Source organism: Betaproteobacteria bacterium (assembly GCA_016720065.1).
Lineage (GTDB): Bacteria > Pseudomonadota > Gammaproteobacteria > Burkholderiales > Rhodocyclaceae > SSSZ01.
The window spans coordinates 836,856-861,997 of the sequence record JADJXY010000002.1 but is presented as its reverse complement, the minus strand read 5'-3'; the positions used below and the strand labels follow the sequence as shown (position 1 = coordinate 861,997).

Sequence of the window (25,142 nt, the reverse complement as noted above, 5' to 3'; positions counted from 1 at the left end):
AAACTCCCCCGACCCCCAGCCCTGGATTTTTCCTGATGACCACTCCCCGTACCACCACCTACGACCTGATCGGCGGCGAAGCCGGCGTCGCGCGCCTCACCGAGCGTTTTTACCAATTGATGGAATCCGTTCCCCAGTTCCGGGAATTGCGCGCCCTGCATCCTGACGACCTGACGTCGTCCCGGGACAAGCTGTTCATGTTCCTTTCCGGCTGGATGGGCGGACCGAACCTCTTCGTGGAAAAATTCGGCCATCCCCGCCTGCGGGCACGCCATACACCTTTCGCCATCGGCAGCAAGGAACGCGACCAGTGGGTGGCATGCATGGTCCTGGCCATGGAGGAGGTCGGCATCGAGGAAGGCTTGCGCCAGAAACTCCTGCAGAATTTCTTCCAGACCGCTGATTTCATGCGCAATAAGCCGGATTGAACGGACGGGAGTCGCTGGCTTGCCAGAGCCGCCCGGCTCCGCTTAGAATAGGTACACAATCGTACATACACGGAGCCCCAATGGATCCCCTTACGACGCGCGTTTTCATGAACGGCAACAGTCAAGCCGTTCGTATCCCTGCTGAGTTGCGCCTCGACACGGACCGGGTGCATATCTTTCGCAACGAGCAAGGCGACCTGGTGCTCCACCCCCTGCGGGCCGAACGGGGCACGGCGTTACTGCAAGCGCTGCGGGGCTTCGACGCTGACTTCGTCGCGGCTCTGGAGGCCGAGCAGCAGACTCCTCAGGCCATGCAGGACAGGGAATCCCTGTGAATTACCTGCTTGACACCAATATCCTGATCTACCTGATCAAGCACAGGCCACCGGAAATTGCCCAGCGCGTGGATACGCTGGCTGACGACGACACGCTGCACATGTCCTTCGTGACCTGGGCCGAATTGCTCAAGGGGGCCGAACGCAGCAGCCGCAAGCCCGAAGTGCACCGCCGCCTGGATGTCCTGGCTCGACAAGTTCCAGTGCTCTACCCGGCGGGGCCGGCCATCTGCCGTCATTACGCCGAGCAATTCACCCGCCTCAAGGACGCCGGCACGCCAATCGGCGCCAACGATCTGTGGATCGCCTGCCATGCCCTGGCAGAGGACGCCACACTGGTGACGCACAACACGCGCGAATTCGAGCGGGTCGCCGGCCTGCGCTTGGTGGACTGGGTGGGGTGAGGGGATGGCGGTCTAGAGTGCAGAAACGGGGGCCGGACGGCAGAAATGGGCGGTGCCATTGCCTTGCTGGCGCTGCTTGAGCTCAAAGCCGCCACAGGCTTGCAGCAGCTTGATGAAATTGGCGGCCCCATGGCTGCGCGGGTCGAAATCGCTGTGATTGGCGCGCAAGTAGACGGCGATGCGGGAAACAAGCGCCCAGCCATCTTCGTCGGCAACATTGGTGTAGGCGCGCTGTAGCAGTTTTCTTAGCACAGGCAACTCAGGGGCTGGGGCCTCGGTTGCGGGAGGATGGGTTTTTGCACCAGGCGATGAGCCCTTTTTGGGGTTCTGGAGTGCGTCAGATGGCGGAATGGCAGCTTCCTCTGCAGCGGATTTCACTTCTGGGATGAAGCTCAAATTCTCGACGTAGATATAGCGCTCGCAGGCGCTGACGAATGATTTCGGTGCATGCGTGCGGCCGCAGCCTATGACGGTGAGGCCATCTTCGCGAATACGGGTGGCGAGGCGGGTGAAATCGCCGTCGCTACTGACCAGGCAGAATCCGTCCAGTCGCCGGCCATGCAGCAGATCCATCGCATCGATGATCAATGCGCTGTCGCTCGCGTTCTTGCCGACGGTATTGCGGAATTGCTGGATCGGGTGGATGCCGTGACGGGAGAGACTTTCGCGCCACTTCGCGAGCTGTGGCGTGGTGAAGTCACCGTAGACGCGGCGTACCGATAGGCGCGCGTCGCGCGTGATTTCCTCAATGATCGGGGCGACGATGTTCGGTGTGTCGTTGTCGGCATCGATCAGCAAGGCAAAGTTAGGCAGGTCGGTTTTCATTTTGAAGTGGTATGCCTCCAGGATGGCCAGGCGAATTGTGCCCCAATTGACAGTCTCGCATCATGGCCGTTCCTCGGGGCGGTGTCTTCCTGGAAAAACGCCACCGATCTGTCCTCCATTCGGATTCACCCTGCTGCGCTGCAACACCACATGGTAGAATCGCAGGTTTTGAATTTTCAGGCCCCGCCCATGCCCGCCCGCCCTATCCGCAATATCGCCATCATCGCCCACGTCGACCACGGCAAGACCACCCTGGTCGACCAGCTTCTCCGCCAATCCGGCACTTTTGCCGCCCACCAGCAGGTGGATGAGCGGGTCATGGACTCCAATGACCTGGAAAAGGAGCGGGGCATCACCATCCTGGCCAAGAATACGGCGGTGGATTACGAAGGCATCCACATCAACATCGTCGACACCCCGGGTCACGCCGACTTCGGCGGTGAGGTGGAGCGCGTGCTGGGCATGGTCGACGGCGTGGTGCTGCTGGTGGATGCGGTGGAAGGCCCCATGCCGCAAACCCGCTTCGTCACCAAGAAGGCGCTGGCCCTGGGGCTGCGGCCCATCGTCCTGGTGAACAAGGTGGACCGCGACGGTGCCGATCCGGACAACGCCGTCAATCTGACCTTCGACCTCTTCGACAAGCTGGGCGCCACCGACGAGCAACTCGACTTCCCCATCGTCTACGCCTCCGGTCTCAACGGCTGGGCGGCCATGGAACTGGACCAGCCCCGGGTCGACATGAAGCCCCTGTTCGAAACCGTGCTGTCCCATGTGCCTGCCCCCGACGCCGACGTCGACGCGCCCCTCCAGGTGCAGATTTCCGCTCTGGATTATTCCTCCTACGTCGGCCGCATCGGTGTCGGCCGCATCAAGCGCGGCCGGGTCAAGACCGGCCAGCAGGTCCTGGTCATGTACGGCACCGAGGAAGAGGCGCTCGAGCACGAGCGCACCCCGGTCAAGGCCAAGATCGGTCAGGTGTTCGGCTTCAAGGGCCTCAACAAGGTGGAGCTCGATGAAGGCCTGGCCGGTGACATCGTGCAGATCACCGGCATCGAGGACCTGGTCCTGGGCTGCACCGTCACCGACCCTGAGCAGCCGGAAACCTTGCCGCTTCTGAAGATCGACGAGCCGACGCTGTCCATGCAGTTCATGGTCAATACCAGCCCGCTGGCTGGAACCGAGGGCAAATTCGTCACCAGCCGCCAGGTCCGCGACCGGCTGCACAAGGAACTCCTGACCAACATGGCCCTGCGGGTCCATGACACCGCCAACGGCGATGTCTTCGACGTGGCAGGCCGTGGCGAACTGCATCTGGGCATCCTGCTGGAAAACATGCGCCGCGAAGGCTACGAACTGGCCGTGGGCCGTCCCCGGGTGGTGAAGAAGGTCATCGACGGCGTCGAGTGCGAGCCCTACGAGTTCCTCACCGTAGACGTGGAAGAGGAGCACCAGGGCGGGGTGATGGAAAGCCTGGGCCTGAGAAGGGGCGACATGCAGGACATGGTGCCCGATGGCCGAGGCCGCGTACGCATCGAGTACCGCATTCCGGCCCGGGGACTCATCGGCTTCCAGGGCGAATTCATGAACCTGACCCGGGGTACGGGCCTCATCAGCCACGTCTTCGACGAGTACGCCCCGGTCAAGGATGGCGGCGTCGCCGAGCGGCGCAACGGCGTGCTCATCTCCCAGGACAATGGCGACGCTGTCGCCTACGCTCTGTGGAAGTTGCAGGATCGGGGCCGCATGTTCGTGAGCCCGGGCGAAAAGCTTTACGAGGGCATGATCATCGGCATCCACAGCCGGGAGAACGACCTGGTGGTCAATCCCATCAAGGGCAAGCAATTGACCAATGTGCGCGCCTCCGGCACCGACGAAGCAGTGCGTCTGGTTCCCCCCATCCAGTTGAGCCTGGAAGCGGCGGTGGAATTCATTGCCGACGACGAACTGGTGGAACTGACCCCCAAGTCCATCCGCATCCGCAAGCGCTATCTGACCGAGATCGAGCGCAAGCGCGCTTCCCGCGAAGGGGTCTGACCTTCGCGGGGCACGTTCTGCCAGTCTGCCGTGAAAGCCGTGCAGGGCGCTTTAGCAGCTGAAACGGTTCATTCAGGCCTCCCAAAGGCCTGATTCTTGCTTTTTCGCCACCATCTCGGCGAAGGGGCAAGCGATGAAGCGCGGAATGTGGATCATCCGGTACGGCTTGGTGCTGGCCTGCTCGGCCTTGGCAACCGCCGCCCAAAGCCAGGCAGGTGACGAATCCCGCAAACTGGTGGAACAGAAGATGCGCCTGCTGGAAATGCTGCTTGCGTCGCCCTCGGCCAAAGCGGACACCGGCGGCATGGCAGAGCGCGGGGGCAAGGCTCTGACGAGCGCCCGCGAGGCGCTGGCGGCCAATCGCCCTGACGACGCCGCCCGCACCCTGGATGAAGTCTTACGTTCATCTGCCGCGGCTCGCCGGCCAGTTGCGGAGACCTCGCTTCCCGACAGCGCTCTGGCCCTCGCCCACCAAAATCTGGTGGAGCAGGTGGCCACGTATCGGGCTTCCATCGAGGACCTGCTGGCCGATCCCAAGCTGGCGGCGGCGGCCCGGGGCCTCCTCGCACGGATCGACGCCCACGCGGCGGAAGCGCGCCGCGAAGCCGGGGCCGCCCGCCTTTCCGAGGCCAACCGTATCCTTGGCGAAGCGTACAAGCTGGCCGTCGGCGAACTCGCCCGCTTACGCGCCGGCCAGGAAGTGGTGATGGCCCTGCGCTTTGCCAGTCCGGTCGAGGAATACGCCTACGAACAGAAACGCTTCGAGAGCAGCCAGATGATGGTGGGTATGCTGGCCGGCGAGGGCAGGGCGGAAGGCGACCGTCGCGCCCTGGTGGACGGCTTTTCCGCCGAAGCGCGACGCTTACGCTCCGAAGCCGAAGCTCACGCTCAGGCGGGGCGTCACCGGGACGCCGTTTCCCTGATGGAGAAGGCTTCCGCCCAACTGAATCGGGCCCTGCAAACGATGGGAGTCCCGGTGTTCTGACCGGGAATTGGCTGGACTGCCGACGGTGCCTGCACCGCCGCAAGGGAAACCGACTTCAACCGCCGGTCATGGACATGAAACGGACGACCTTGGGGGCATCCATCTGGGCCGTGAAATCGTGCCCCAGAGGCTTGATTCCCATGCAATCGACGATGGCCTGACGCACCCCTTCGTCCCCCACGGCGGGGTCGCGCAGCAGCGGCATCAGGTTGATGGCATCGTTCTGGCCCAGGCAGGGGTACAACTCGGCCTTGGCCGTGATACGGACCCGATTGCAGGTATCACAGAAGTTGTGGCTGTGGGGCGAGATGAAGCCCAGCCGCGTTTCGCTGCCGGGGATGCGCCAATAGCGCGCCGGACCGCCACTGCTTTCGGTCGAAGGCACCAACTGGAAACGCCGCCCCAGACGTTCCAGGGCTTCGTCCGAACTGATGTAGACCTTGCTGCGGCCCTCGATATCGCCCAGGGGCATTTCCTCGATGAAGGAAATATCGAGGCCCCGCTCCAGGGCGAATTCCACCAGATCGGGAAACTCGTCGTCGTTCACGCCCCGCATCATGACCGCATTGAGCTTGGTGCGGCTAAAACCTGCCGTCCGCGCCGCTTCGATGCCCCGCAACACCTTGTGCAGTTCGCCGATGCGGGTGATGGCACGAAAGCGCTCCGGCTTCAGGGTGTCCAGACTGATATTGATGCGCCGCACGCCGGCAGCCTTGAGTGGCCCAGCAAAGCGGTCGAGTTGGGAGCCATTGGTGGTGATGACCAGATTGTCCAGGCCGGGCAGGGCGCCCAGGCGCTCGATCAGCCACAGGACATCCTTGCGCACCAGGGGCTCTCCCCCGGTGATGCGCAGCTTGCTGACCCCCAGGCCGGCAAAAATACCGGCCAGGCGCAGGCATTCCTCCAGGCTCATGACCTCCGCCCGCGGCAGGAAAGTCATTTCCTCAGCCATGCAGTAGGTGCAGCGGAAATCGCAGCGGTCGGTGATGGAGAGGCGCACGTAGGTGATCCGCCGCCCATACTTATCCACCAGGGTGCCCTGGGGATGGATCGACGTCGCCCGGGTTGAAGTCGGCGCGAAGCGCGCCAGATCGACGGGGACAGATTCCGGATTTAGGGTTTCGTTGTGCATGGGGTGCGGAAGCCGTGGAAAAGGCGCTGAACGGTTGAGATTCGCCGCTGTCGATGGTTGACGCGGCTGGCGATTATCGGTTCCCGGCCAACGATCCCACAATAGGAGAAATCAAGAAATGATGCGACCACTCAACGTCGTGCCGCTCCTTGCGGCAACCCTGCTCACCGCCTGTGCCACGAGCGGCGGCTCCTCGCCGACGGCGGGCGCGTCCCTGGCCGCGACGCGGGGCAACACGGTGGCCGGAACGGTCAGTTTTGTCGAAAGCAATGGGGAGGTCCGGGTGACGGCGGAAGTATCCGGTCTATCACCTGGGCCCCACGGCTTCCACGTGCACGAAAAAGGCGATTGCAGCGCTCCTGATGGCACCAGTGCCGGCGGTCACTTCAACCCGGGCGGCAAGGCCCATGGTCATCCGGGTCACGGCGAGCACCATGCGGGGGACCTTCCCCAATTGATGGCGGACGCCTCCGGCGTGGCTCGCCTGAGCGCCACCACCACGGCCCTCAGCGTCTCCTCCGGTGACGCCAGCGTCGTCGGCAGATCGGTCATCGTCCATGCCGGTCCCGACGATTTCAAGAGCCAGCCGGCGGGCAACTCCGGACCGCGGGTGGCTTGCGGGGTCATCGCCGCGCGCTGAGAGCCGGTGAAAATTCGGTTTCCCTCCGCCCACCGCGCTCAACCGCTCCCGCTCGGGGTAGCCCAAGTTCGCCCTGGCGCCGGCTGTGGCTGTGCTTTGCGCCTTGATCGTGCTCGCCTGTGCGCGGCGACGGGGTGCGCTCGAAAAACGCACAGGCGCTGATCCCGACTGGAAGCTCAGGAAAGCATGACGCCCCCAGGGCGGGGCGGTAGAATTCGCCGTCCCCACCACGCCTGCGGGCCTTGACCCCCATGTTCGGCTTCCTTCGCCCCGCTGAATCCGCTATGTCCAACCGCCTGGGCCGTTCAGCCCTCTTCGCCGGCCTGAGTCTGGGCGAATTGAAAATCGTGGAAGGCTTCATGCACGATCGGCGCTACCTGGCCGGGGAAGTCGTTTTCGATGAGCGCGAGGAGGGGCAGGCGCTTTATGTCATCGCCAGCGGCAGCGTTCTCATCTGCCGCCAGGGGCAGGCCGACCGGCCGATCGCCCGCCTGGGCAGCGGCGATTTCTTTGGCGAACTGGCTTTGCTGGACGATTCTCCCCGCTCGGCCCAGGCCCGGGCGGCGGACACAACCGAAATCGCCGTGCTCTTCCGGGGCGATTTCGAGCGTCTGCTGCAATCCCACGCCCACATCGCGAGCCATATCGCCATAGCCCTGGCGCGCCACCTCGGCCAGCGCCTGCGCCTGATGGTGGCGGGCAACGGGGCGACCGGGTGATTCCCGAGGCGGACGAATATCGCTCCGGCCCCATCGTCTGGGTCGGCGTCATCGCGTCCACCTGCGCGGTGCTCTTCTTCTTCCAGAAAATCCTCTGGCTGGTCGTCCCCTTCATCCTCGCCCTGATCATCTACTACCTGCTGTTGCCCCTGAAACACCGTCTGCTCATGGCCGGTGTTTCTCATGATGGCGCGGCGGGCCTGGTGGCGGGATCGGCCTTTCTTGCCCTGGCACTGGGCTTCGTCCTTCTGCTTCCCGGCGTTGCCGCCCACGCCGTAACCTGGCAGGAATCGTCCCTGCGCTATCTCGAAGGTGGCCTCAGCCTGGTGACCGCGACCTTGCAACAACTCGAAGGACGTATCGCCATCCTGGCCCAGGCGCGGGTCAGCGAGGAACTGGCGCGTCAGGTTTCCGAACATTCGGACAAGTTCGCCCAGAAGTATCTCGGGGAATTCGCCCTCGGTCTGGCGGCTTGGGCACCGTCACTGCTCCTGGCGCCTTTCCTGGCCTTCTTCATGTTACGCGACGGCTGGCGCTTCAAGCGCTTCCTCGGCCGCGCCGTCCCCAACGCCTTTTTCGAGCGTACGCTCTACCTTCTCGATCAGGTGGACCGCACCGCAAGACTGTATTTCGTCGGACTCATGCAGCTCACCCTGCTCGATGCCGCCTGCCTCGCTATCGGCCTGTGGGTGATCGGCATCTCGGGGGCGCTCTTGCTCGGCCTGGCGACCGCTGTGCTCGCCTGGATCCCCTACATTGGTTCTATCCTGGGTTGTGTCCTGGTCGTCCTGGTCGCAGCCACCGATTTCCCCGGGCGGCCCGAGGTGGCCTACGCGGCGGTCGGGCTCTTCATTGTCGTGCGCCTGCTGGACGACTTCGTCTTCATGCCCATGACCGTGGGCAAGAGCCTCAACATGCATCCGCTTCTGACCGTCCTGATGATCTTCGTGGGGGGCGCCGTCGCCGGCGTTCCAGGGCTGATGCTGGTGCTGCCCGTCCTGGGGGTGGCCATGGTGTTCGGCGAAACCCTGGGTCTGGTGCTGACCGATCCCCGTCTGCGGGCGCGCCATCGCCACGCAAAGCAGCTTCGCCAGGCTTCGGTCACCACGGACCTGCGGGCTTGACCGATACTGCCCGCGACTGTCAAGACTTGACTTATACACAAATTCGCGACCTGCCCGGCAAATCAGCCCAGGCCGTTTCTTTATCTAAAGTAGAACATCACATAAGTTGCGCAATATTTTGATTATAAATATATTTAAATGAATTTGCTGCGACGCATTGCGGAATTTGCCGGAATTGACAGAGCGTATTGATACCCGCCGTCAAGTAGAAATCCACAAAATTATCCACAGGCCGGACAGGCCCGAATTTACGCCAACGAAGACGGAAATCCCTGCAACCATCTGGATTGAAACGGATTTGATGGAGAAGATCATGGCAGGAAGGGCATTTCCGTCGTGCAGCTCCCAAGCAGTTCCTTTATCGCTGGCAGAAAATGACAGAGAGGGAGCTGTTGCAATGCAAGAGACCGTTTCCGCCACGCCTTCGACGGCCCGAAGCGGCGTGCCCGACGACCTGGCCTTCATGCGCCAGGCCCTCGTTCTCGCGCAAACCGCGGAGGAACAGGGAGAGGTGCCGGTCGGTGCCCTGGTGGTTCGGGACGGCCTGATCGTCGGACGGGGGTACAACGCCCCCATCGGCGGCAAAGACCCCACCGCCCATGCAGAGATCGCGGCCCTGCGCGATGCCGCGCAGCAACTCGGCAACTACCGGCTGCCGGGGTGCACCTTGTACGTCACGCTGGAGCCCTGTGCCATGTGCGCCGGAGCCATCATGCACGCCCGCATCGCCCGCGTGGTCTATGGTGCCCGGGATCCAAAGACGGGCGTCCATGGCAGCGTGATCGACCTCTTTGCCGTCGAACGCCTCAATCACCACACCGAAGTCGAAGGAGGCGTGCTGGCCGAGGAATGCGCGGCCCTGCTTTCGGGCTTCTTTGCCGCACGTCGCAACAAGGCGCCATGAGAATCTTCATTTCCGTCGCGCAACAAAGCCTCTGCCTGATCGATGCCCAGGGCAAGCTCATCCGCCGCTATGAGGTGTCCACGGCCAAAGCCGGGGTAGGGGAGACGCCCGGCAGCTACCGCACTCCGCGGGGTCGGCACCTGATCCGGGCCAAGATTGGCGATGGCTGCCCGGAAAACACGGTATTCGTGCGCCGCCGGCCGACGGGGGAGTTGTGGAGCGCCGATCTGGCCGCCGCCTACCCGGACCGCGACTGGATTCTCACCCGTATTCTGTGGCTTTCCGGCTGCGAACCCGGCCGCAATCGGCTGGGCTCCTGCGACACCATGCGCCGCTACATCTATATCCACGGCAGCCCGGACAGCGCCGAGATGGGCCGGCCAGGCTCCCACGGCTGTATCCGCATGCGCAATGCCGACGTGGTCGATCTGTTCGACCGGGTGCCCGTCTATACGCCGGTCGAGATCAGCGAAGACTGAAGCAGCTGGCCGCTGCAATCGAAACTGCGCTCTTCCAGGAGGGCGCTTCCCGAGCGGGTCACCATGCCCACCGTCGAGGCCCGCGTGCCGTAGGTGGGCGACAGGACGAAGATGGCCGACAGCAGGCGCTCCCATTCGAGGGATACCCCGGTGGCGGGCAAGTACCGGTCAGAAACGATTTCCCGATCCGCCAGAAGTGCAAAGAACCGCTCGCGATCGGGCAAATTCGCCAGGGCTGCCGCAAAAGCGGCCTTGGCCGCTGTGAGCTTGGGCCAGGGCGTGTCGAGGAGGTGATTGGATACGCCGTAAATGCCCGGCGCCAGTTTTCGTGCCGGACCGTCGCGGTTGGAGCAATACACGAGATCGCGGAAATCGCAGACCAGCAGATTGAATCCGGAAGTTTCGCGCCCCGCCGCGGTCTGGCCGTAAGTCCAGGCCCCTTCAGCGCCCAGCAGGAAGTCCCGGGGCAGCCAGCCACGGGAATAGGGGCCGCGTGGGCGTCCAGGTTCGCGCACATTGGTGACGGCCGCAAAGCGTCCTCCGCTCGAAAACCCAAGCCAACTGCCTCCGGCTTCAAGATCCCGGCCGCCGATGACGCTCTGCCCCTCGGGCCAGGCCGCCGCGGCAGCGGTCGGCCGGGCGTGGAACTCATCCCGGTTGGCCGCAACCACCAGGGGAAAATCCGGGTGCTGCTGCCAGGCGACAAGGATGAGGCACATGCAGAGCGCGCCAATCCCTCAGGAATTGACGGCGACGGCCTCGACGGGAATACCTTCCAGGGAACCCAGGCGGAGATTGCTGCTGAAATTGGATTGCACCACGGCCAGGGCTTCGTAGCCACCGTCAGGGGAGGGCGCCGCCAGCACGATCTTGCCGCTGGCCTGATCGGGATTGTCCGGTGAATGCAGGTCGCCCCCGGCCACCAGCGGTGCAGCGCAGGACACCCTGTAGAGATGGCGTTTGACTTTGCCCAGATACTGGGTCCGCGCGACGACTTCCTGCCCCGGATAGCAGCCCTTGTGGAAGCTTACCCCGCCGATCTTCTCGAAATCGGCCATCTGGGGCACGAATTCCTCCCGCGTGGCCCCGGTGACCAGGGGAAGTCCTGCGCGGACATCCAGCCAGCGCCACGCGCTGGTTCCGGCCGCCCGGGCGATGGCGGCGAGGGCGGCCCACACTGCCGCTGCCTGCGGTTCGGGAACCGCCACCACGAAACGATCCGCGTCCAGATGCAGCACCCGTGCTTCGCCGCCTGCGGCCACCCCCAGAACGCCCTCAGGCTGAGGCAATCCGGCAGCCCTCAAGGCTTCTGCTGCTTTGGGACCGCTCAGGCCGATGAGCAGCGTCGTCCCGGACAGGTCGGTCACGCCGGCCTTGGCCCGCAGGATGTACATGCGGAAGCGCTTGGCCAGGTCGCTCACCAGTTCGGCGGCCATGGCCAGACAGTAGCCCTCGCCCTGGCGCCAGACGAGAAAGCTCGCCAGCATGCGCCCCTTGGCGGTGCACCAGGCGGAATGCTGGGCGCCGGCCTCGCCCAGATGGTTGATGTCGCTGGTCAACTGGTTGTGGAGGAAGGACTTGGCGTCGTCGCCCTCGATGCCGATGACGCCAAGATGCAGGAGGGGAACGACGACCGTTGCATCCCGGGCGGCGGCGCTTTCCGCGGCAGCGTCGCCAAAGTGGTCGATCTCGTTCGAGTCCGGGCCGCAGACGGCACCGGCGGTTTCCAGAATGGGGCGCCAGGGGGAATTCATGGTGGTTCGGGGTCTCGCGGTGGGGTGGAGGGGATGGGCTATTATATCGCCCGTCGCCGCCGACTCGGCCCCAGAGCCCCTCTTTGCGCCACCTTCAATTCCTCCTCGTTCTTGCCCTCATCGCATTGGCGGTGATCGCCGGAAGCCTCTATCGCTGGGCGACTCACCCCGTCGCCACGGCCGAGACGGCCGCGGACTTCCGTATTCCCGCCGGGACGGGGCTGCGCAGTGCGCTCGGCCTCATCAACGACGCCGGCGTCAGGATCAACCCGAACCTGATGGTGCTTCTGGCCAAGGTCATGCGGGCTGAAACGACGATCAAGGCCGGGAGCTATTCCATCCAGCGCGGCGCTACCCCCTGGGAAATCCTCGCCAAACTGACCCGGGGCCAGTTCACCCAGGGCGAACTCACCCTGGTCGAGGGCCTCACCCTGCGCCAGTGGAGGGAGAAACTCGCCGCCCATCCGGACCTCGCCCAGGAATCCCAGGGACTGAGCGAAGCCGAACTGCTGTCCCGTCTGGGCATAGACGCGCGCCGTGGAGAGGGTCTGTTTCTTGCGGATACCTACCTCTTCGACAAGCAGTCCTCGGACCTCGACCTTTTGGCCCGAGCGTACCGCGCCATGCATCGCCGCCTGGCCGCCGAATGGGAGCAACGGGCCCCCGGCCTGCCCCTCAAATCGCCCTACGAGGCCCTCATCCTCGCTTCCATCGTGGAAAAGGAGACCGGACGCCTCGCCGATAGACCGCTCATCGCTGCGGTTTTCATCAATCGCCTGCGTTCCGGCATGCTGCTGCAGACTGATCCCACGGTTATCTACGGCCTGGGCGATCGCTTCGACGGCAATTTGCGCAAGAAAGACCTTCTTGCCGACAGCCCCTATAACACCTATGTCCGGCCCGGGCTGCCGCCCACGCCCATCGCCATGCCCAGCCTGGCCTCGCTCCAGGCCACTCTGCATCCTGCGGCCAGCGACGCGCTCTACTTCGTGGCCCGCGGCGACGGCAGCAGTCAGTTTTCCAGAACCCTGGAGGAGCATAACCGGGCCGTCAATCGCTACCAGCGGGGAGGCAAGTGAAAGGCAAATTCATCACCTTCGAGGGCATCGACGGCGCCGGAAAGAGCAGCCACGTGGAATGGCTGGCCGAGCAGCTGCGCCACCGGGGCAAATCCGTTCGCGTGACCCGGGAGCCGGGGGGAACCCCTCTCGGCGAGCGCCTGCGGGAACTGTTGCTGGGGCAGGCCATGCACCTGGAGACGGAAACCCTGCTCATGTTTGCCGCCCGCCGGGAGCACCTGGCGCAGGTCATCGAACCGGCGCTGGCAGCGGGGGAGTGGGTGGTCTGCGACCGCTTCACCGACGCAACCCACGCCTATCAGGGGGGCGGCCGCGGCCTCGACCGGGCCCGCATCCAGATCCTGGAAAACTGGGTGCACGGAACATTGCAGCCCGATCTCACCCTGCTTTTCGATCTCCCGCTGGAGGTGGCGCGGGAGCGCATCGCCCTGACCAGTCGCAGCCTCGACCGCTTCGAGCAGGAGAAGGCGGATTTCCACCGTCGGGTGCGTCAAGCCTACCTCGATCGGGCCGCTGCACACCCGGGGCGGATACGCGTCATCGACGCCAACCGCCCCCGAGACGAAATTGTGAACGTACTTGAGGATATCGTTGCATCAATATGTTTATGAACGCAATTGATATTCTATTTCCTGTCTGGTGTCGCCTCCTCGCCCGGCGCGATCGCTTGCCCCACGCCCTGCTTCTGGCCGGTCCCCGGGGCCTGGGAAAACTGGCGCTCGCCCAGTCCTTCGCCGCCAGCCTGCTGTGCGAGAGCCCCCGGCAGGACGGCCTGGCCTGCGGTCAATGTCTGGCTTGCGGCTGGATGGCCCAGGGCAACCACCCGGATTTCCGCCTCTTGCAACCCGAAGCCCTGGCTCTTGGCGACGACGAGAGCGAAGGGAAGGCCGAAAAAAAGAAACCCAGCCAGCAAATCACCATCGACCAGGTCCGGGGCTTGGAGGAATTCCTCGCCGTCGGGGCCCACCGGGCAGGGGCTCGCATCGTCCTCGTCCATCCCGCCGAGGCCATGAACCGCAATACCGCCAACGCCCTCTTGAAATCCCTGGAGGAACCGGGTGCAGGAACGCTCTTCCTGCTGGTCAGCCACGAACCCACCCGCCTCCTGCCCACCATCCGCAGCCGTTGCCAGCTTGAAAACGTGCCGCGCCCTGATCCCGGCGCCGCCCTGAACGCCCTGGGAAAATCCGGAGTTTCCGATCCCGGGCGCTGGCTTGCCCTGGCAGGGGGGGCACCTTTTCTCGCCCGGGAACTCGCGGCAAAGGGGCAGGGGGACTGGATCGGCGTGCTGGCAGACCGCCTGGCGGCACCCGATGGTGAACCCCTGGGGGCCGCCGCCGACCTGGATCGCCTATTGAAGGATGGCAAGGGCAGCCCAGGCCTGCGCGACGTGGTCGAATTTGCCCAGAAGTGGATCGTGGATCTCACACTGGCCGCCAGTGGCTTGCCGGCGAGATATTTCGTCCTGCATCAGGCTACAATGGCGTCCATGGTCGAGCGGCTCTCCCTGCACGGGCTGGTCGGCTTCCATCGGCGCCTGGTCGAGTCCCGACGCCAGGTGGAGCAGCCCCTGAACAGTCGCCTCTTTCTCGAAAACCTGTTCCTCGAATACCACGGTCTTTTCGCCAACCCTCCAAGACGATGAGCGAAGCCAAGCCGATTCCGCAGCGCCCGAGCGTCCTGTCGCTCAACATCAACTCCAAGTCGGCCCTCTACGCCGCCTTCATGCCCCATTTGCGCAATGGCGGCATCTTCATTCCCACGACCCGCAACTACAACCTGGGCGACGAGGTATTCATGCTCCTCTCCCTCATGGACGACCCGGCCAAACTACCGATCGCCGGTACCGTCGTCTGGGTGACTCCTGCCGGGGCGCAGAACGGCCGTGCCCAGGGAATTGGCGTTCATTTCAATAGCGACGAAAGTGGCGTCGAAGCGCGGCGCAAAATCGAAGGTCTTCTGGGTGGGGTCATGCAGTCCTCCCGCCCGACCCACACCCTCTGATCCGCCCGGTGCTGGTCGATTCCCACTGCCATCTCGATTTTCCCGGCTTGCGCGAGCGTCTGCCCGAGGTGCTCACGGCCATGGCGGCCGCCGAAGTGCGGTGCGCGGTATGCATCGGGGTCAATCTCGAGGATTTGCCCGGCGTCCTGGAAGTCGCCGAGTCCAGCCCCGCACTATGGGCCACGGTGGGCGTCCACCCGGAATACACCGATGTGCACGAGCCTTCCATCGCCGAACTGGTTCGTCTGGCCGCACACCCCAAAGTCATCGCCATCGGCGAAACCGGCCTGGACTATTACTGGCAGAAGGATAGGCCGGAGTGGCAACGGGAACGCTTCCGCTGCCATATCCGCGCCGCACGGGATTGCGGCAAGCCCCTGGTCATCCACATGCGGGAATCGGCGCAGGACACGCTCTCCATCCTGCGGGAGGAGGGCGCCGCCGAGGTCGGGGGCGTCATGCACTGCTTCTCGGAAGATTGGTCGGTCGCCGAAGAGGCATTGGGGCTGGGCATGTACCTCTCGTTCTCCGGCATCGTCACGTTCAAGAACGCGGCTGCAGTCAAGGAGGTGGCGCGCCGGGCACCTTTGGACCGCATTCTGGTCGAAACCGATTCGCCCTACCTCGCCCCGGTGCCGTACCGTGGGAAACCCAATCAGCCTGCTTATGTGCGCCATGTGGCGGAGGAGATCGCGCAATTGAGGGGAGAGTCCTTTTCCCGCATCGCCGAAGCTACCAGCGCCAATTTCTACCGACTCTTTATCGCCGCCAAACCCTGAAGCCATGCGTATCAAGATGCGTATCAAGACCCTTGTTGCCACCCTGTTCCTGCTCGGTCTGACTGGCGCCGCCTCGGCCGGCACCTACGATGACCTCATCGCTGCCGCGAGGAGCGGCGACGCGGATGCGGTTGCAGCGCTGATCAAGCGAGGGGCCGACGTGGATACGACCGACCCGGAAGGCAATAGCCTGCTCATGCTCGCGGTTCGCGACGGCCACGGACGCCTCGTCGATACCCTGCTGGCCCAGCGCCCCAAGGTAAATATGCGCAACAGCGCCGGGGATTCTCCCCTGCGACTCGCCGCGCTTCGGGGCGATGTCGCCATCGCAGAGAAACTGATCGCCGCGGGAGCCCACGTCAATACCCCGGACTGGACACCCCTGATCTATGCGGCTTTCAACGGGCATCTGGCGGTCACTCACACCCTCCTCAAGGCCAGGGCCGACGTCAATGCGGCCAGCGACAACGGCACGACGGCCCTGATGGCGGCGGCACGAGGGGGTTTTGCAGAGGTGGTCGACGCCCTCCTGCGTGCCGGCGCCAATCCCAACCGGACCAACGAGAACGGGGATTCCGCCATCGACATCGCCCTGCGCTACAACCACACCGATATCGCCGGCGCGCTGCGCAAGGCGGGGGGTAGATCGGGCAAATCGGTCACGCTTGAAGTGAAATAGCGGGGCCGACCATGGACAAACGTTACATCGAATACGCCGAGTGGTCTCCCAGCCTCGAAGTTGGTTTGCCCCTGATCGACGATCAGCATCGCCGCCTTTTTGAGCTTGCAGCGAGCTTCGAAGGGGACGGCGATCAGATTCGGGTCATGAAGACCCTCGCCACCTTGATGGACTACATCAAGACGCACCTGCGGGAAGAAGAGGAATTGATGGCCGCCTGTGGCTACCCCAAGCTCGCGGAGCACCGGCAAACCCACGCCGAATTCCGGCGTATGCTTCTGAATCTTCTGGAAAACGCCAGGACTCTTTCCCTGGACGCCATTGCCGAAGAAGTCCGGTTTCTCATCAATGGCTGGTTCTTCCGTCACATCCGGGTGGTCGACCAGGATTACGTCCCCTATGTCCGCGCCTACCAAGCCCAGAGCGCCGCGGCACAGCACGAAGCCAAACCGGCCCCGGAGCCCTGGGGACGCGATGACTACTGAAGCGCGGCTTTGATCAGGCGGGGAGGGGAATCCACTCGTCCAGGGTGGACCCCGTGGCCGCAAACTGATTGCAGCGGGTCATGAAGTCCCGGGTCGACTTGGGCATGGGGACACGGGCTCGGGTGATGTGGAAAATGAGGTCGCGACCATTCCAGATCAGCTTGTGGGCACAATCCGCCATGCGGAGCTCGGGATCGCCGGGGGTTGCAGTCATCTCCGGCTTGGACCCGACGAGACGCTCGGCCGCGGCGGCAAAATTGGCCCAGGCATCGAAAATGTCAGGATCCGTGCGCAGGGTCTCACACTTGATCTTGGCCGCCAGCGCAAACTCCCGGATGATCGGGCCAATGTCGGGAAACATCCGCAGCCGCGCAAAGGTGTTCACCATCACGTCAGCAATGCGGTCAATGTCGCGCTTGGCCTGGCCGATCTTGATATAGCGGCTCTCGTAAAACTCCTCGAGGGGGATGCTGAAAGCCCGGAAGGGCTCACCCCAGAGTTCATCGATACTTTCCTCGCCGCTTCGATGCAGGACCAGACGGCAGAGGGTATAGGCCTCCTGCAGACAACGCCCGCACTCCCGCATCAACTCGTAACTCGGAAGGATTTCGACCCCCGCTTCCTGCAATTCGACCAGGTTGCGGAAAATATCGGTCGCCCGGTTGAACATAGCCCCCGCGTACATCGCCCCCTTGACCCTTCGCTTGGCCGAATCCGCCTCGCATTCGTAAGCCAGTCGCGCCTCGTTGAGGCGGCTCCCGGGAATGTTGAGCCCATGCTCCGTATGGTTGAACAGGCGTCGGGTCAGGGCCTCGATCAGCCTTTTCTTGTGAGCCAGGGTATTCTCGGGCACCGGATAGGTTTTCATCCAGTATCCCTCGTAGTAGACGCGAGTTTGCCCGTTGACGAGCTTGCGGGTGCCGGGATCGATGCTGGATTCCATGGAACCTACCGAATACTGAACTGAGTCTGTCCATGCTACGGACAGAGCGGGGGGCGGGAATTGTATTATCGCGCAAAGGTAGCCCGTCTAGGGGTTCAACTTGCGCCTTTGGTTATACCCAAAATTCCTTCCGGACTCCCTGGATTTTTTCACGGCTCCTGCTAGCCTTAGATCGTGTTCGCCCCGCGGCAAGGCGGACGCCCCTGACGTAAGCCGCACTTCATGGGGGAGTCCCGACGGCATTGGAGAAGGAAATCCTTTGAAAAATCCGTGTTACGACCTGAACGGCGTATAGCCGAAATACCCCGAACCCAGTGATCGGGGTCGCAGCAAAAGAAGCCCATGCCCGACAAGCGTGGGCTTTTTTCTGGCCTAAGGCCTGGTCTTCCCGAATAGAAAAACCCGCATAATTTGTATTATGTAAACTTGAAGCTAGCCGCCAGCGCTATCTGAGTGACGCCCCTGGGTCTGGAGTGTGCCCCCTCGCCACCCGCTTGCAGGCACCGCAGGTCATCGCCCGCCGTGGGGCGCATGTTCCTGGAGCTAACAAGGCCAACTCCACGCCCCAATCAGGTCTTCTGAAAGCGAAACACCCCGTGCTCGCAGCGCACCCGCACCGTATCCTTGGCCGCGAACTGCCCTTCCAGAATGGCCCGGGACAGCGGGTTCTCGATGTGCTGCTGGATGGCACGCTTCAAGGGCCGGGCGCCGAAGACCGGGTCGAAGCCTGCCGCGGCCAGTTCGTTCAGGGCGCTGTCTTCGACCGCCAGGCCCATTTCGAGCTGGGCCAGGCGCTTTTCCAGGTAGGCGAGCTGGATCTTGGCGATGCCGGCGATGTGCTTTTCGTCGAGGGCGTGGAATACCACCACTTCGTCGATGCGATTGACGAATTCCGGCCGGAAATAGGTCTTCACCTCGGCCATCACCGCCATCTTGATCACGCCGTAGTCGTCGCCGGCCATCTGCTGAATCATCTGGCTGCCCAGGTTGGAGGTCATGACCACCACGGTATTCTTGAAATCGACAGTGCGGCCCTGGCCGTCGGTCATGCGACCGTCGTCGAGCACCTGCAGGAGGACGTTGAAGACATCCGGATGGGCCTTCTCGACCTCGTCCAGCAGGATGACGCTGTAGGGCTTGCGGCGTACCGCCTCGGTCAGGTAGCCGCCCTCTTCGTAGCCGACATAGCCCGGCGGGGCGCCGATCAGGCGGGCCACTGAGTGTTTTTCCATGAATTCGCTCATGTCGATGCGGATGAGGTGTTCCTCCGAATCGAACAGGAATTCTGCCAGGGCCTTGCACAGCTCCGTCTTGCCGACGCCGGTGGGGCCGAGGAAGAGAAAGGAGCCGTAAGGCCGGTTGGGGTCCGAGAGACCGGCCCGGGAGCGGCGGATGGCGTCGGCCACCAGGCGCACGGCCTCGTCCTGGCCGACCACCCGCTTGTGCAGGCGCTCTTCCATCTTCAGCAGTTTGTCGCGCTCGCCCTGCATCATCTTGCTCACCGGGATGCCGGTGGCGCGGCTGACCACCTCGGCGATTTCCTCGGCACCGACCTGGGTGCGCAAGAGCCTGTTCTTCTGCCCTGCCCCGTCGCCGGTCACCTCGGCCGCCTTCAGCTGCGCCTCAAGTTGCGGCAGCTTGCCGTACTGCAACTCGGCCAGCTTGTCGTACTGGCCTTTGCGCTGCAACTCCGCCATCTGGGCCTTGATCTTGTCGATCTCTTCCTTGATGTGGGCGGAACCGTGGACCTGGGCCTTCTCGGCTTTCCAGATTTCCTCCAGATCGGAGTATTCCTTCTCCAGCTTGGCGATTTCGCTCTCGATGAGGCCGAAACGCTTGATGGAGGCCTCGTCCTTCTCCTTCCTCACCGCTTCGCGCTCGATCTTGAGCTGAATGAGGCGGCGGTCCAGCTTGTCCATGGCTTCCGGCTTGGAGTCGATTTCCATCTTGATCCGCGCCGCCGCCTCGTCGATGAGATCGATGGCCTTGTCGGGCAGGAAGCGGTCGGTGATGTAACGATGAGAGAGCTCCGCCGCGGCGACGATGGCCGGGTCGGTGATGTCGACGCCATGGTGTAGCTCGTAGCGCTCCTGCAGGCCGCGCAGGATGGCGATGGTGGATTCGACGGAAGGCTCCTCCACCAGCACTTTCTGGAAACGCCGCTCCAGGGCCGCGTCCTTCTCGATGTACTTGCGGTACTCGTCCAGGGTGGTGGCGCCGATGCAGTGCAACTCGCCCCGGGCGAGCGCGGGCTTCAGCATGTTGCCGGCGTCGATGGCGCCCTCGGCCTTGCCAGCGCCAACCATGGTGTGGATCTCGTCGATGAAGAGGATGATGCGGCCCTCGTCCTTGGCGATGTCCTTGAGCACGGCCTTCAGCCGCTCCTCGAACTCGCCCCGGTACTTGGCGCCAGCCAGCAGGCCCGCCATGTCCAGCACCAAGACCTTCTTGCCCTTCAGGGTCTCCGGCACCTCGCCGTTGACGATGCGCTGGGCCAGGCCCTCGACGATGGCCGTCTTGCCGACGCCGGGTTCGCCGATCAGCACCGGGTTGTTCTTGGTGCGCCGCTGCAGGATCTGGATGGCGCGGCGGATCTCGTCGTCGCGGCCGATCACCGGATCGAGCTTGCCCTGGGCAGCGCGTTCGGTAAGGTCGATGCAATATTTGGCGAGAGCCTCGCGCTGGCCTTCCGCCTCCTGGGAATCGACCCCCTGGCCACCACGCACGGCGTCGATGGCAGCCTCCAGGGCCTTGCGGTTGAGGCCGTGTTGTTTGGCCATGCGGCCGGTCTCGTTCTTGTCGTCACACAGGGCGAGAAGGAACATCTCGCTGGCGATGAACTGGTCGCCCCGCTTCTGGGCTTCCTTGTCGGTGAGATTCAGGAGATTACCCAGGTCGCGGCCGACAGAAACGTCACCGCCGTGGCCTTCCACCTTGGGCAGGCGCACCATGGCGCCTTCCAGCTCCCGCTTGAGGGCCGGTACATTAACGCCGGCCCGGGCCAGCAGGGAAGCGGTGCCGCCATCTTCCTGACCGAGCAGGGCGAGCAGCAGGTGCTGCGGTTCGATGAATTGCTGATCGTTGCCCAGGGCCAGGCTCTGGGCGTCGCCCAGGGCTTGCTGGAACTTTGTGGTGAACTTGTCGAGGCGCATGGTGGGCTCCCTGAATGGTGTATTGCCGATGCTCCCCAGATTGGGGGGCTTGCGAAAATTTCAATGGCCCTCCCGGGCTTTCCCGGCTGGCATAGAATGAGTCTCCTTCCCAAAACGAGGCCGTCCCATGAAAGCCCTTCGCATCGCCGCCTATGCCACCATCGCCGTGCTTGCCCTCCTCGTCGGTGCTGTCGGGCTGTTATACGCCCTCTTCGACGAGGCCCGCATCAAGGAAGAACTCAGCCAGCAGGTGCTGGCCAAGACGCAACGCAAACTGGTCATCGATGGCCCCCTCAAGCTCTCCGTCTGGCCAGATGTGGGGGTGCAGATCGGCCACCTGACGCTTTCCGAGAAAGGCGGCCATGGCCAGTTCGTCGCCCTCGACTCTGCGCGGCTAGCGGTGGCCGTGATGCCGCTCCTGTCCAAGCGCGTGGAAGTGCGCCGGGTCGAGGCCGATGGCCTGGCCCTCACCCTGGCCAAGCACAAGGACGGCAGCCTGAATATCGATGACCTTGGCGGCGGCGAAAAGGCGGCCAAGGATGACAAAAAGCCGGCTGCGGAAAACACTCCGGCAACGCCCCTGCACTTCGACATCGCCGGCGTAGACCTGCGCAACGCCAAACTGGAATATCGGGACGAGGCAGCCGGCAAGACCACCCGTCTCACCGACCTCAATCTCGCCACCGGCCGCCTGCAGGGCGACACGGGCGCTGGCCGCTTCCACGTGGAAAAGCTGGCCCTGTCCGCCAAGGGCGCCAGCGGTGCCGACCGCTTCGAGCTGATCCTTGCGGCACCGTTCCTGGACCTCGACGGCGCTTCTGCCAAGGGCGAAACCCTCACCCTGGCGGCCAATCTCGCCAGCCCGGGCAAGTCCCTGGCCGCCAAGGCGGCGGTGGCCGGCATCGAGGGCTCGGCCAAGGCCCTGCGCATCGGCAATTTCAGCCTGGATCTGGATGCCAAGTCCGGCGATGCCACCGTCAAGGGCCAGCTCGCCTCACCGGTGGCCTACGACGGCGCCACCCAGACCGTCGCCCTCGCCAAGCTCGCCGGCACCCTCGACGTGGCCAGCCCGGCGCTGCCCATGAAGAAGCTGCACCTGCCCCTCGACGGCAAGGTCCAGGCCAATCTGGAGAAGAAGACCGCCGACCTTGCTCTCCATACCGCCCTCGACGAGTCGAAGATCGCCCTGCGCCTCGGCGTACGGCAGTTCGACCCCCTCGCCCTCGGCTTCTCCCTGGATATCGACAAGCTCGACGTGGACCGCTACCTGCCCCCCGCGCCGGCCGGCACGGCCGTGCCGGCGGGTTCTTCCGGCGGCAGCGGCGGGGCCCCTGCCGGCCAGGACAAGATCGATCTTTCCGCTCTGAAACCCCTCAATCTCGACGGCACGGTAAAGATCGGCCAGCTTCAGGCCCACCGCATCAAGGTTTCCCAGCTCGATGCCCGTATCGCCGCCCGCGGTGGGCGTCTCGACGTGGCCCCGTTCAACGCGGCCCTCTACGGCGGCACCCTGGCCGGCAGCATCGGGGTCAATGCCAACAATAACGAGTTCGCCATCAAGCAGGCCCTGAACAACGTGGCCATCGAGCCCCTGCTCAAGGACGCCTTGCAAAAGGATCCGCTGGAGGGCCGGGGCACCGTCAATGTCGACGTCACCACCCGGGGCGACACGGTACCGGCCCTCAAGAAGGCCCTGGCCGGTTCGGCCAACCTGGTCCTCAAGGACGGCGCCGTCAAGGGCATCAACCTGGCCAAGACCCTGCGCGACCTCAAGGGCAAGCTGGGGGCCAAAGAAAGCGCCACGGCCGACGCCGACGGCCGGGAAAAGACCGATTTCTCCGAGCTGACCGCCAGTTTCCGCATCGCCAACGGCGTCGCCCACAACGAGGATCTCGACATGAAGTCGCCTTTCCTGCGCCTGGGCGGCAAGGGCGACATCGATATCGGCAACGACCGCCTGGATTACCTGGCCAAGGTGAGCGTGGTGGCTTCGAGCAAGGGTCAGGAAGGCAAGGATCTGGACCATCTCAAGGGCCTGACCGTGCCCGTGCGACTCCACGGCCCTTTCGACAAGCTCGCCTACAAACTCGAATTCGGCGACCTGATCGGCGCGGCCGCCAAGGCCAAGGTGGAGGCGGCCAAAGAAGAGGTCAAGAGCAAGGCTACGGACAAACTCAAAGGCGGACTCAAGGGCTTCTTTGGCAAGTAGGACTCCGTTGGCCCCTGCTTCCCCGGTGGGAAAGCGTCGAGTGTCGACCCGCCCGCTGCGCCGCGGATCAGCCCTTCGTCCAGCGTGCCGCCGCCGAATCGTCCTTATCCCGCGCATCCACCCAACGGGCGCCTTCGGGGGTAGCTTCCCGCTTCCAGAAGGGCGCGCGGGTCTTCAGGTAGTCCATGATGAATTCGCAGGCGGCGAAGGCCTCGCCCCGATGGGCGCTGGTCACCGCCACGAGGACGATCTGATCGCAGGGTTTCAAGGGCCCCACCCGGTGGATCACCAGGGCGTCGTAGATGTCCCAGCGGCCCTTGGCTTCGGTGACGATGGCCTCCAGCGCCTTGTCGGTCATGCCGGGATAGTGTTCAAGGGTCATCTGCGAGACGCTGCTGCCGTCATTCACATCCCGCACCAGGCCGATGAAGCTGGCCAGGGCGCCGACCCGGGCGTCACCAGCACGCAGGGCGGCAAGTTCGGCGCCGACGTCGAAATCGGCTTCCTGGACGCGGATGCTCATCTCAGCCCCCCGTCACCGGCGGGAAGAAGGCCACTTCGTCGCCGGCCTTGACGGCCGCCTCGGGCCCCACCATTTCCTGATTCACGGCGCAGCGCAGGTTCCGGGCGCTGGCCAGCGCTCCCCGGCCCTGCCCCGCCAGCCAGTCCTTGAGGCCGCCCACGGTGGCGACACCGGCCGGCAGGTCGATCTTCTCCCCGGCGCAGCCGAGGGCTTCCCTGAGGCCGGCGAAATACAGCACTTGCACGCTCATCACAGCAATTCCGTAAAAGGCACGAAACGCACCGGATCACCCTTGGCGACCGGCTGTCCCGGCGGGTTGAGGACCAGGCCGTCGCCCCAGCAGAGCGAGGTGACGACGCCGGCCCCCTGATTGGGATAGAGTTCGACGCCGCCGCCTTCGTTCCTGCGCCCGCGCAGGAATTCGGCCCGGGCGTCGGGCTTCTTCCAGTCGAAGTCGGCACGCAGGGTGAAGGCCCGGGGCGTCACGTCGCGGATGCCTTGCAGGCGCAGGACGAAGGGCCGCACCATGATCATGAAGGTGACGATGGCCGACACCGGGTTGCCCGGCAGGCCGATGAACCAGGCCTTGCCATCGTCCTTGCGAACTTCGCCGAAGGCCAGGGGCTTGCCCGGCTTGATGGCGATCTTCCACATGTCGAGGCGGCCTTCCGCCTCCACCGCCGGTTTGACGTGGTCTTCCTCGCCTACCGAGACGCCGCCGCTGGTGACGATGAGATCGTTGTCGGCGGCCGCCCGGCGCAGGGCGTCCTTGGTGGCGTCCAGCGTGTCCGGCACCTGGCCGAGGTCGCGCACCTCGCAGCCCAGACCTTCCAGCAAGGCACGCAGGGCGTAGCGGTTGGAGTTGTAGATGGCCCCGGGGGGCAGCGGCTCGCCGGGCTGCACCAGCTCGTCGCCGGTAAAGAAAACGCCGACCCGCAGGCGCCGATAGACGGGCAACTCGGGCAGGCCGGCGGAAGCGGCCAGGGCGATGTCCTGGGGCCGCAACTTGATGCTGGCGGCGAGGATTTCGGCGCCGACGGCGATGTCCTCGCCGGCGCAACGGATGTTCTGGCCCGGCGTCGGCACCTGGTTGATGACCACGCCGTCGTCACCGGCCTCGCACAGCTCCTGCATGATCACCGCGTCTGCCCCGGCGGGGATCGGTGCGCCGGTGAAGATGCGGGCGGCGGTGCCCGGCTGCAAGGGCATCCCGACGGAGCCGGCGGGAATGCGCTGGCTCACCGGCAGGCGGGTGCCGGCAACGGGAATGTCGGCACTCTTCACCGCGTAGCCATCCATGCCGGAATTGTCCAGGGGCGGCGCGGCGACGGTGGAAAACTGGGGTGCCGCCAGCACCCGCCCGGCGGCGGCGGTAAGGGGCAGGCTACGGGTCTCGGTGACCGGCTGAGCGGCGGCAAGCAGCTTGCCGAGGGCATCTTCGAAGGTGAGCATGGGCTTTATCGTGGAAGACGCGAAGCGTCTCGGTGACCTCCCCTCGCCCGCATCGCGGGAGAGGGGCCGGGGGT

At 64.3% G+C, this 25,142-nt stretch carries 27 protein-coding genes; 18 read left to right on the top strand and 9 right to left on the bottom strand.

The annotated features are described in order from the left end of the window. Nucleotides 1-35 precede the first annotated feature (35 nt). The 3 genes from IPM73_07285 (at nt 36) to IPM73_07275 (ending at nt 1,167) form a co-directional block, all read left to right on the top strand. Nucleotides 36-428, top strand: coding sequence for a group II truncated hemoglobin (locus IPM73_07285; protein MBK8917838.1), 393 nt, complete (start codon nt 36-38; stop codon nt 426-428). Between the two features lie 80 nt (nt 429-508). Further along, nucleotides 509-763: an AbrB/MazE/SpoVT family DNA-binding domain-containing protein gene (locus IPM73_07280; protein ID MBK8917837.1), complete on the top strand. Its 255-nt coding sequence runs from the start codon at nt 509-511 to the stop codon at nt 761-763. Then, on the top strand, nt 760-1,167 hold the full coding sequence (locus IPM73_07275) for a type II toxin-antitoxin system VapC family toxin (GenBank protein ID MBK8917836.1): 408 nt from the start codon (nt 760-762) through the stop codon (nt 1,165-1,167). The genes IPM73_07280 and IPM73_07275 overlap by 4 nt, the downstream gene beginning before the upstream one ends. Nucleotides 1,168-1,179: 12 nt before the next feature. Here the strand turns inward: IPM73_07275 and IPM73_07270 are convergent, their stop codons facing one another. Next, nucleotides 1,180-1,992 carry an NYN domain-containing protein gene (locus IPM73_07270; GenBank protein ID MBK8917835.1) on the bottom strand — a complete coding sequence of 271 codons (813 nt, stop codon included), beginning with the start codon at nt 1,990-1,992 and terminating at the stop codon, nt 1,180-1,182. A 189-nt stretch (nt 1,993-2,181) separates the two neighbouring features. Here IPM73_07270 and typA point away from each other — a divergent pair, with 189 nt between their 5' ends. Together typA and IPM73_07260 are read left to right on the top strand one after the other, a co-directional pair. Continuing rightward, nucleotides 2,182-4,026, top strand: coding sequence for a translational GTPase TypA (gene typA / locus IPM73_07265; GenBank protein MBK8917834.1), 1,845 nt, complete (start codon nt 2,182-2,184; stop codon nt 4,024-4,026). Between the two features lie 145 nt (nt 4,027-4,171). Further along, on the top strand, nt 4,172-5,011 hold the full coding sequence (locus tag IPM73_07260; protein ID MBK8917833.1) for a hypothetical protein: 840 nt from the start codon (nt 4,172-4,174) through the stop codon (nt 5,009-5,011). Nucleotides 5,012-5,066: 55 nt separating this feature from the next. Here IPM73_07260 and moaA read toward each other — a convergent pair whose 3' ends face one another. After that, nucleotides 5,067-6,143, bottom strand: a complete 1,077-nt coding sequence (gene moaA, locus IPM73_07255) for a GTP 3',8-cyclase MoaA (protein MBK8917832.1) — start codon at nt 6,141-6,143, stop codon at nt 5,067-5,069. Nucleotides 6,144-6,264: 121 nt separating this feature from the next. Between moaA and IPM73_07250 the strand changes: the two genes are divergently transcribed. The 5 genes from IPM73_07250 (at nt 6,265) to IPM73_07230 (ending at nt 10,009) form a co-directional block, all read left to right on the top strand. Next, entirely contained in the window at nt 6,265-6,783 is a 519-nt protein-coding gene (locus IPM73_07250; GenBank protein ID MBK8917831.1) for a superoxide dismutase family protein, read from the top strand. 251 nt (nt 6,784-7,034) lie between these two features. Continuing rightward, nucleotides 7,035-7,502: a cyclic nucleotide-binding domain-containing protein gene (locus tag IPM73_07245; GenBank protein ID MBK8917830.1), complete on the top strand. Its 468-nt coding sequence runs from the start codon at nt 7,035-7,037 to the stop codon at nt 7,500-7,502. 32 nt (nt 7,503-7,534) lie between these two features. Then, nucleotides 7,535-8,626: an AI-2E family transporter gene (locus IPM73_07240; GenBank protein MBK8917829.1), complete on the top strand. Its 1,092-nt coding sequence runs from the start codon at nt 7,535-7,537 to the stop codon at nt 8,624-8,626. Nucleotides 8,627-9,023: 397 nt separating this feature from the next. Beyond that, a complete protein-coding gene (gene tadA / locus IPM73_07235; protein ID MBK8917828.1) occupies nt 9,024-9,530 on the top strand; it encodes a tRNA adenosine(34) deaminase TadA in 507 nt (168 codons plus the stop codon). Then, nucleotides 9,527-10,009, top strand: a complete 483-nt coding sequence (locus IPM73_07230) for a L,D-transpeptidase (protein ID MBK8917827.1) — start codon at nt 9,527-9,529, stop codon at nt 10,007-10,009. The genes tadA and IPM73_07230 overlap by 4 nt, the downstream gene beginning before the upstream one ends. Here the strand turns inward: IPM73_07230 and IPM73_07225 are convergent. Continuing rightward, nucleotides 9,979-10,728: an NRDE family protein gene (locus IPM73_07225; GenBank protein MBK8917826.1), complete on the bottom strand. Its 750-nt coding sequence runs from the start codon at nt 10,726-10,728 to the stop codon at nt 9,979-9,981. The genes IPM73_07230 and IPM73_07225 overlap by 31 nt on opposite strands. A gap of 18 nt (nt 10,729-10,746) precedes the next feature. Next, nucleotides 10,747-11,763 (bottom strand): folate-binding protein YgfZ, encoded by a 1,017-nt coding sequence (locus IPM73_07220; GenBank protein ID MBK8917825.1) that lies wholly within the window; start codon nt 11,761-11,763, stop codon nt 10,747-10,749. 83 nt (nt 11,764-11,846) lie between these two features. On the opposite strand from IPM73_07220, the gene mltG reads away from it, so the two are divergent. From mltG to IPM73_07185, 7 genes are read left to right on the top strand one after another with little or no spacing between them, the layout of a single operon-like run. Next, a complete protein-coding gene (mltG, locus tag IPM73_07215; protein MBK8917824.1) occupies nt 11,847-12,842 on the top strand; it encodes an endolytic transglycosylase MltG in 996 nt (331 codons plus the stop codon). Then, entirely contained in the window at nt 12,839-13,453 is a 615-nt protein-coding gene (locus IPM73_07210; GenBank protein ID MBK8917823.1) for a dTMP kinase, read from the top strand. The genes mltG and IPM73_07210 overlap by 4 nt, the downstream gene beginning before the upstream one ends. Beyond that, the gene (gene holB, locus IPM73_07205; protein ID MBK8917822.1) at nt 13,450-14,487 is read left to right on the top strand and encodes a DNA polymerase III subunit delta'; all 1,038 of its coding nucleotides are present in this window, start codon (nt 13,450-13,452) and stop codon (nt 14,485-14,487) included. The genes IPM73_07210 and holB overlap by 4 nt, the downstream gene beginning before the upstream one ends. Further along, nucleotides 14,484-14,846: a PilZ domain-containing protein gene (locus IPM73_07200; GenBank protein MBK8917821.1), complete on the top strand. Its 363-nt coding sequence runs from the start codon at nt 14,484-14,486 to the stop codon at nt 14,844-14,846. The genes holB and IPM73_07200 overlap by 4 nt, the downstream gene beginning before the upstream one ends. A gap of 8 nt (nt 14,847-14,854) precedes the next feature. Beyond that, a complete protein-coding gene (locus IPM73_07195) occupies nt 14,855-15,625 on the top strand; it encodes a TatD family hydrolase (GenBank protein ID MBK8917820.1) in 771 nt (256 codons plus the stop codon). A 16-nt stretch (nt 15,626-15,641) separates the two neighbouring features. Next, complete coding sequence (locus tag IPM73_07190) at nt 15,642-16,304, top strand: ankyrin repeat domain-containing protein (protein ID MBK8917819.1); 663 nt, start codon at nt 15,642-15,644, stop codon at nt 16,302-16,304. Nucleotides 16,305-16,315: 11 nt separating this feature from the next. Next, entirely contained in the window at nt 16,316-16,789 is a 474-nt protein-coding gene (locus IPM73_07185; protein MBK8917818.1) for a hemerythrin family protein, read from the top strand. 13 nt (nt 16,790-16,802) lie between these two features. On the opposite strand, the gene IPM73_07180 is transcribed toward IPM73_07185, so the two are convergent. After that, entirely contained in the window at nt 16,803-17,732 is a 930-nt protein-coding gene (locus IPM73_07180) for a hypothetical protein (protein MBK8917817.1), read from the bottom strand. Nucleotides 17,733-18,301: 569 nt separating this feature from the next. Continuing rightward, complete coding sequence (clpB, locus tag IPM73_07175) at nt 18,302-20,884, bottom strand: ATP-dependent chaperone ClpB (GenBank protein ID MBK8917816.1); 2,583 nt, start codon at nt 20,882-20,884, stop codon at nt 18,302-18,304. A gap of 127 nt (nt 20,885-21,011) precedes the next feature. On the opposite strand from clpB, the gene IPM73_07170 reads away from it, so the two are divergent. After that, nucleotides 21,012-23,093: an AsmA family protein gene (locus IPM73_07170; GenBank protein MBK8917815.1), complete on the top strand. Its 2,082-nt coding sequence runs from the start codon at nt 21,012-21,014 to the stop codon at nt 23,091-23,093. A 67-nt stretch (nt 23,094-23,160) separates the two neighbouring features. Here the strand turns inward: IPM73_07170 and moaE are convergent, their stop codons facing one another. The 3 genes from moaE to IPM73_07155 are packed head-to-tail and all read right to left on the bottom strand — an operon-like array spanning nt 23,161 to nt 25,068. Continuing rightward, the gene (moaE, locus tag IPM73_07165; GenBank protein MBK8917814.1) at nt 23,161-23,616 is read right to left on the bottom strand and encodes a molybdopterin synthase catalytic subunit MoaE; all 456 of its coding nucleotides are present in this window, start codon (nt 23,614-23,616) and stop codon (nt 23,161-23,163) included. Between the two features lies 1 nt (nt 23,617). Next, complete coding sequence (gene moaD, locus IPM73_07160; protein MBK8917813.1) at nt 23,618-23,866, bottom strand: molybdopterin converting factor subunit 1; 249 nt, start codon at nt 23,864-23,866, stop codon at nt 23,618-23,620. Continuing rightward, nucleotides 23,866-25,068, bottom strand: coding sequence for a molybdopterin molybdotransferase MoeA (locus IPM73_07155; protein ID MBK8917812.1), 1,203 nt, complete (start codon nt 25,066-25,068; stop codon nt 23,866-23,868). The genes moaD and IPM73_07155 overlap by 1 nt, the downstream gene beginning before the upstream one ends. Nucleotides 25,069-25,142: the final 74 nt, after the last annotated feature.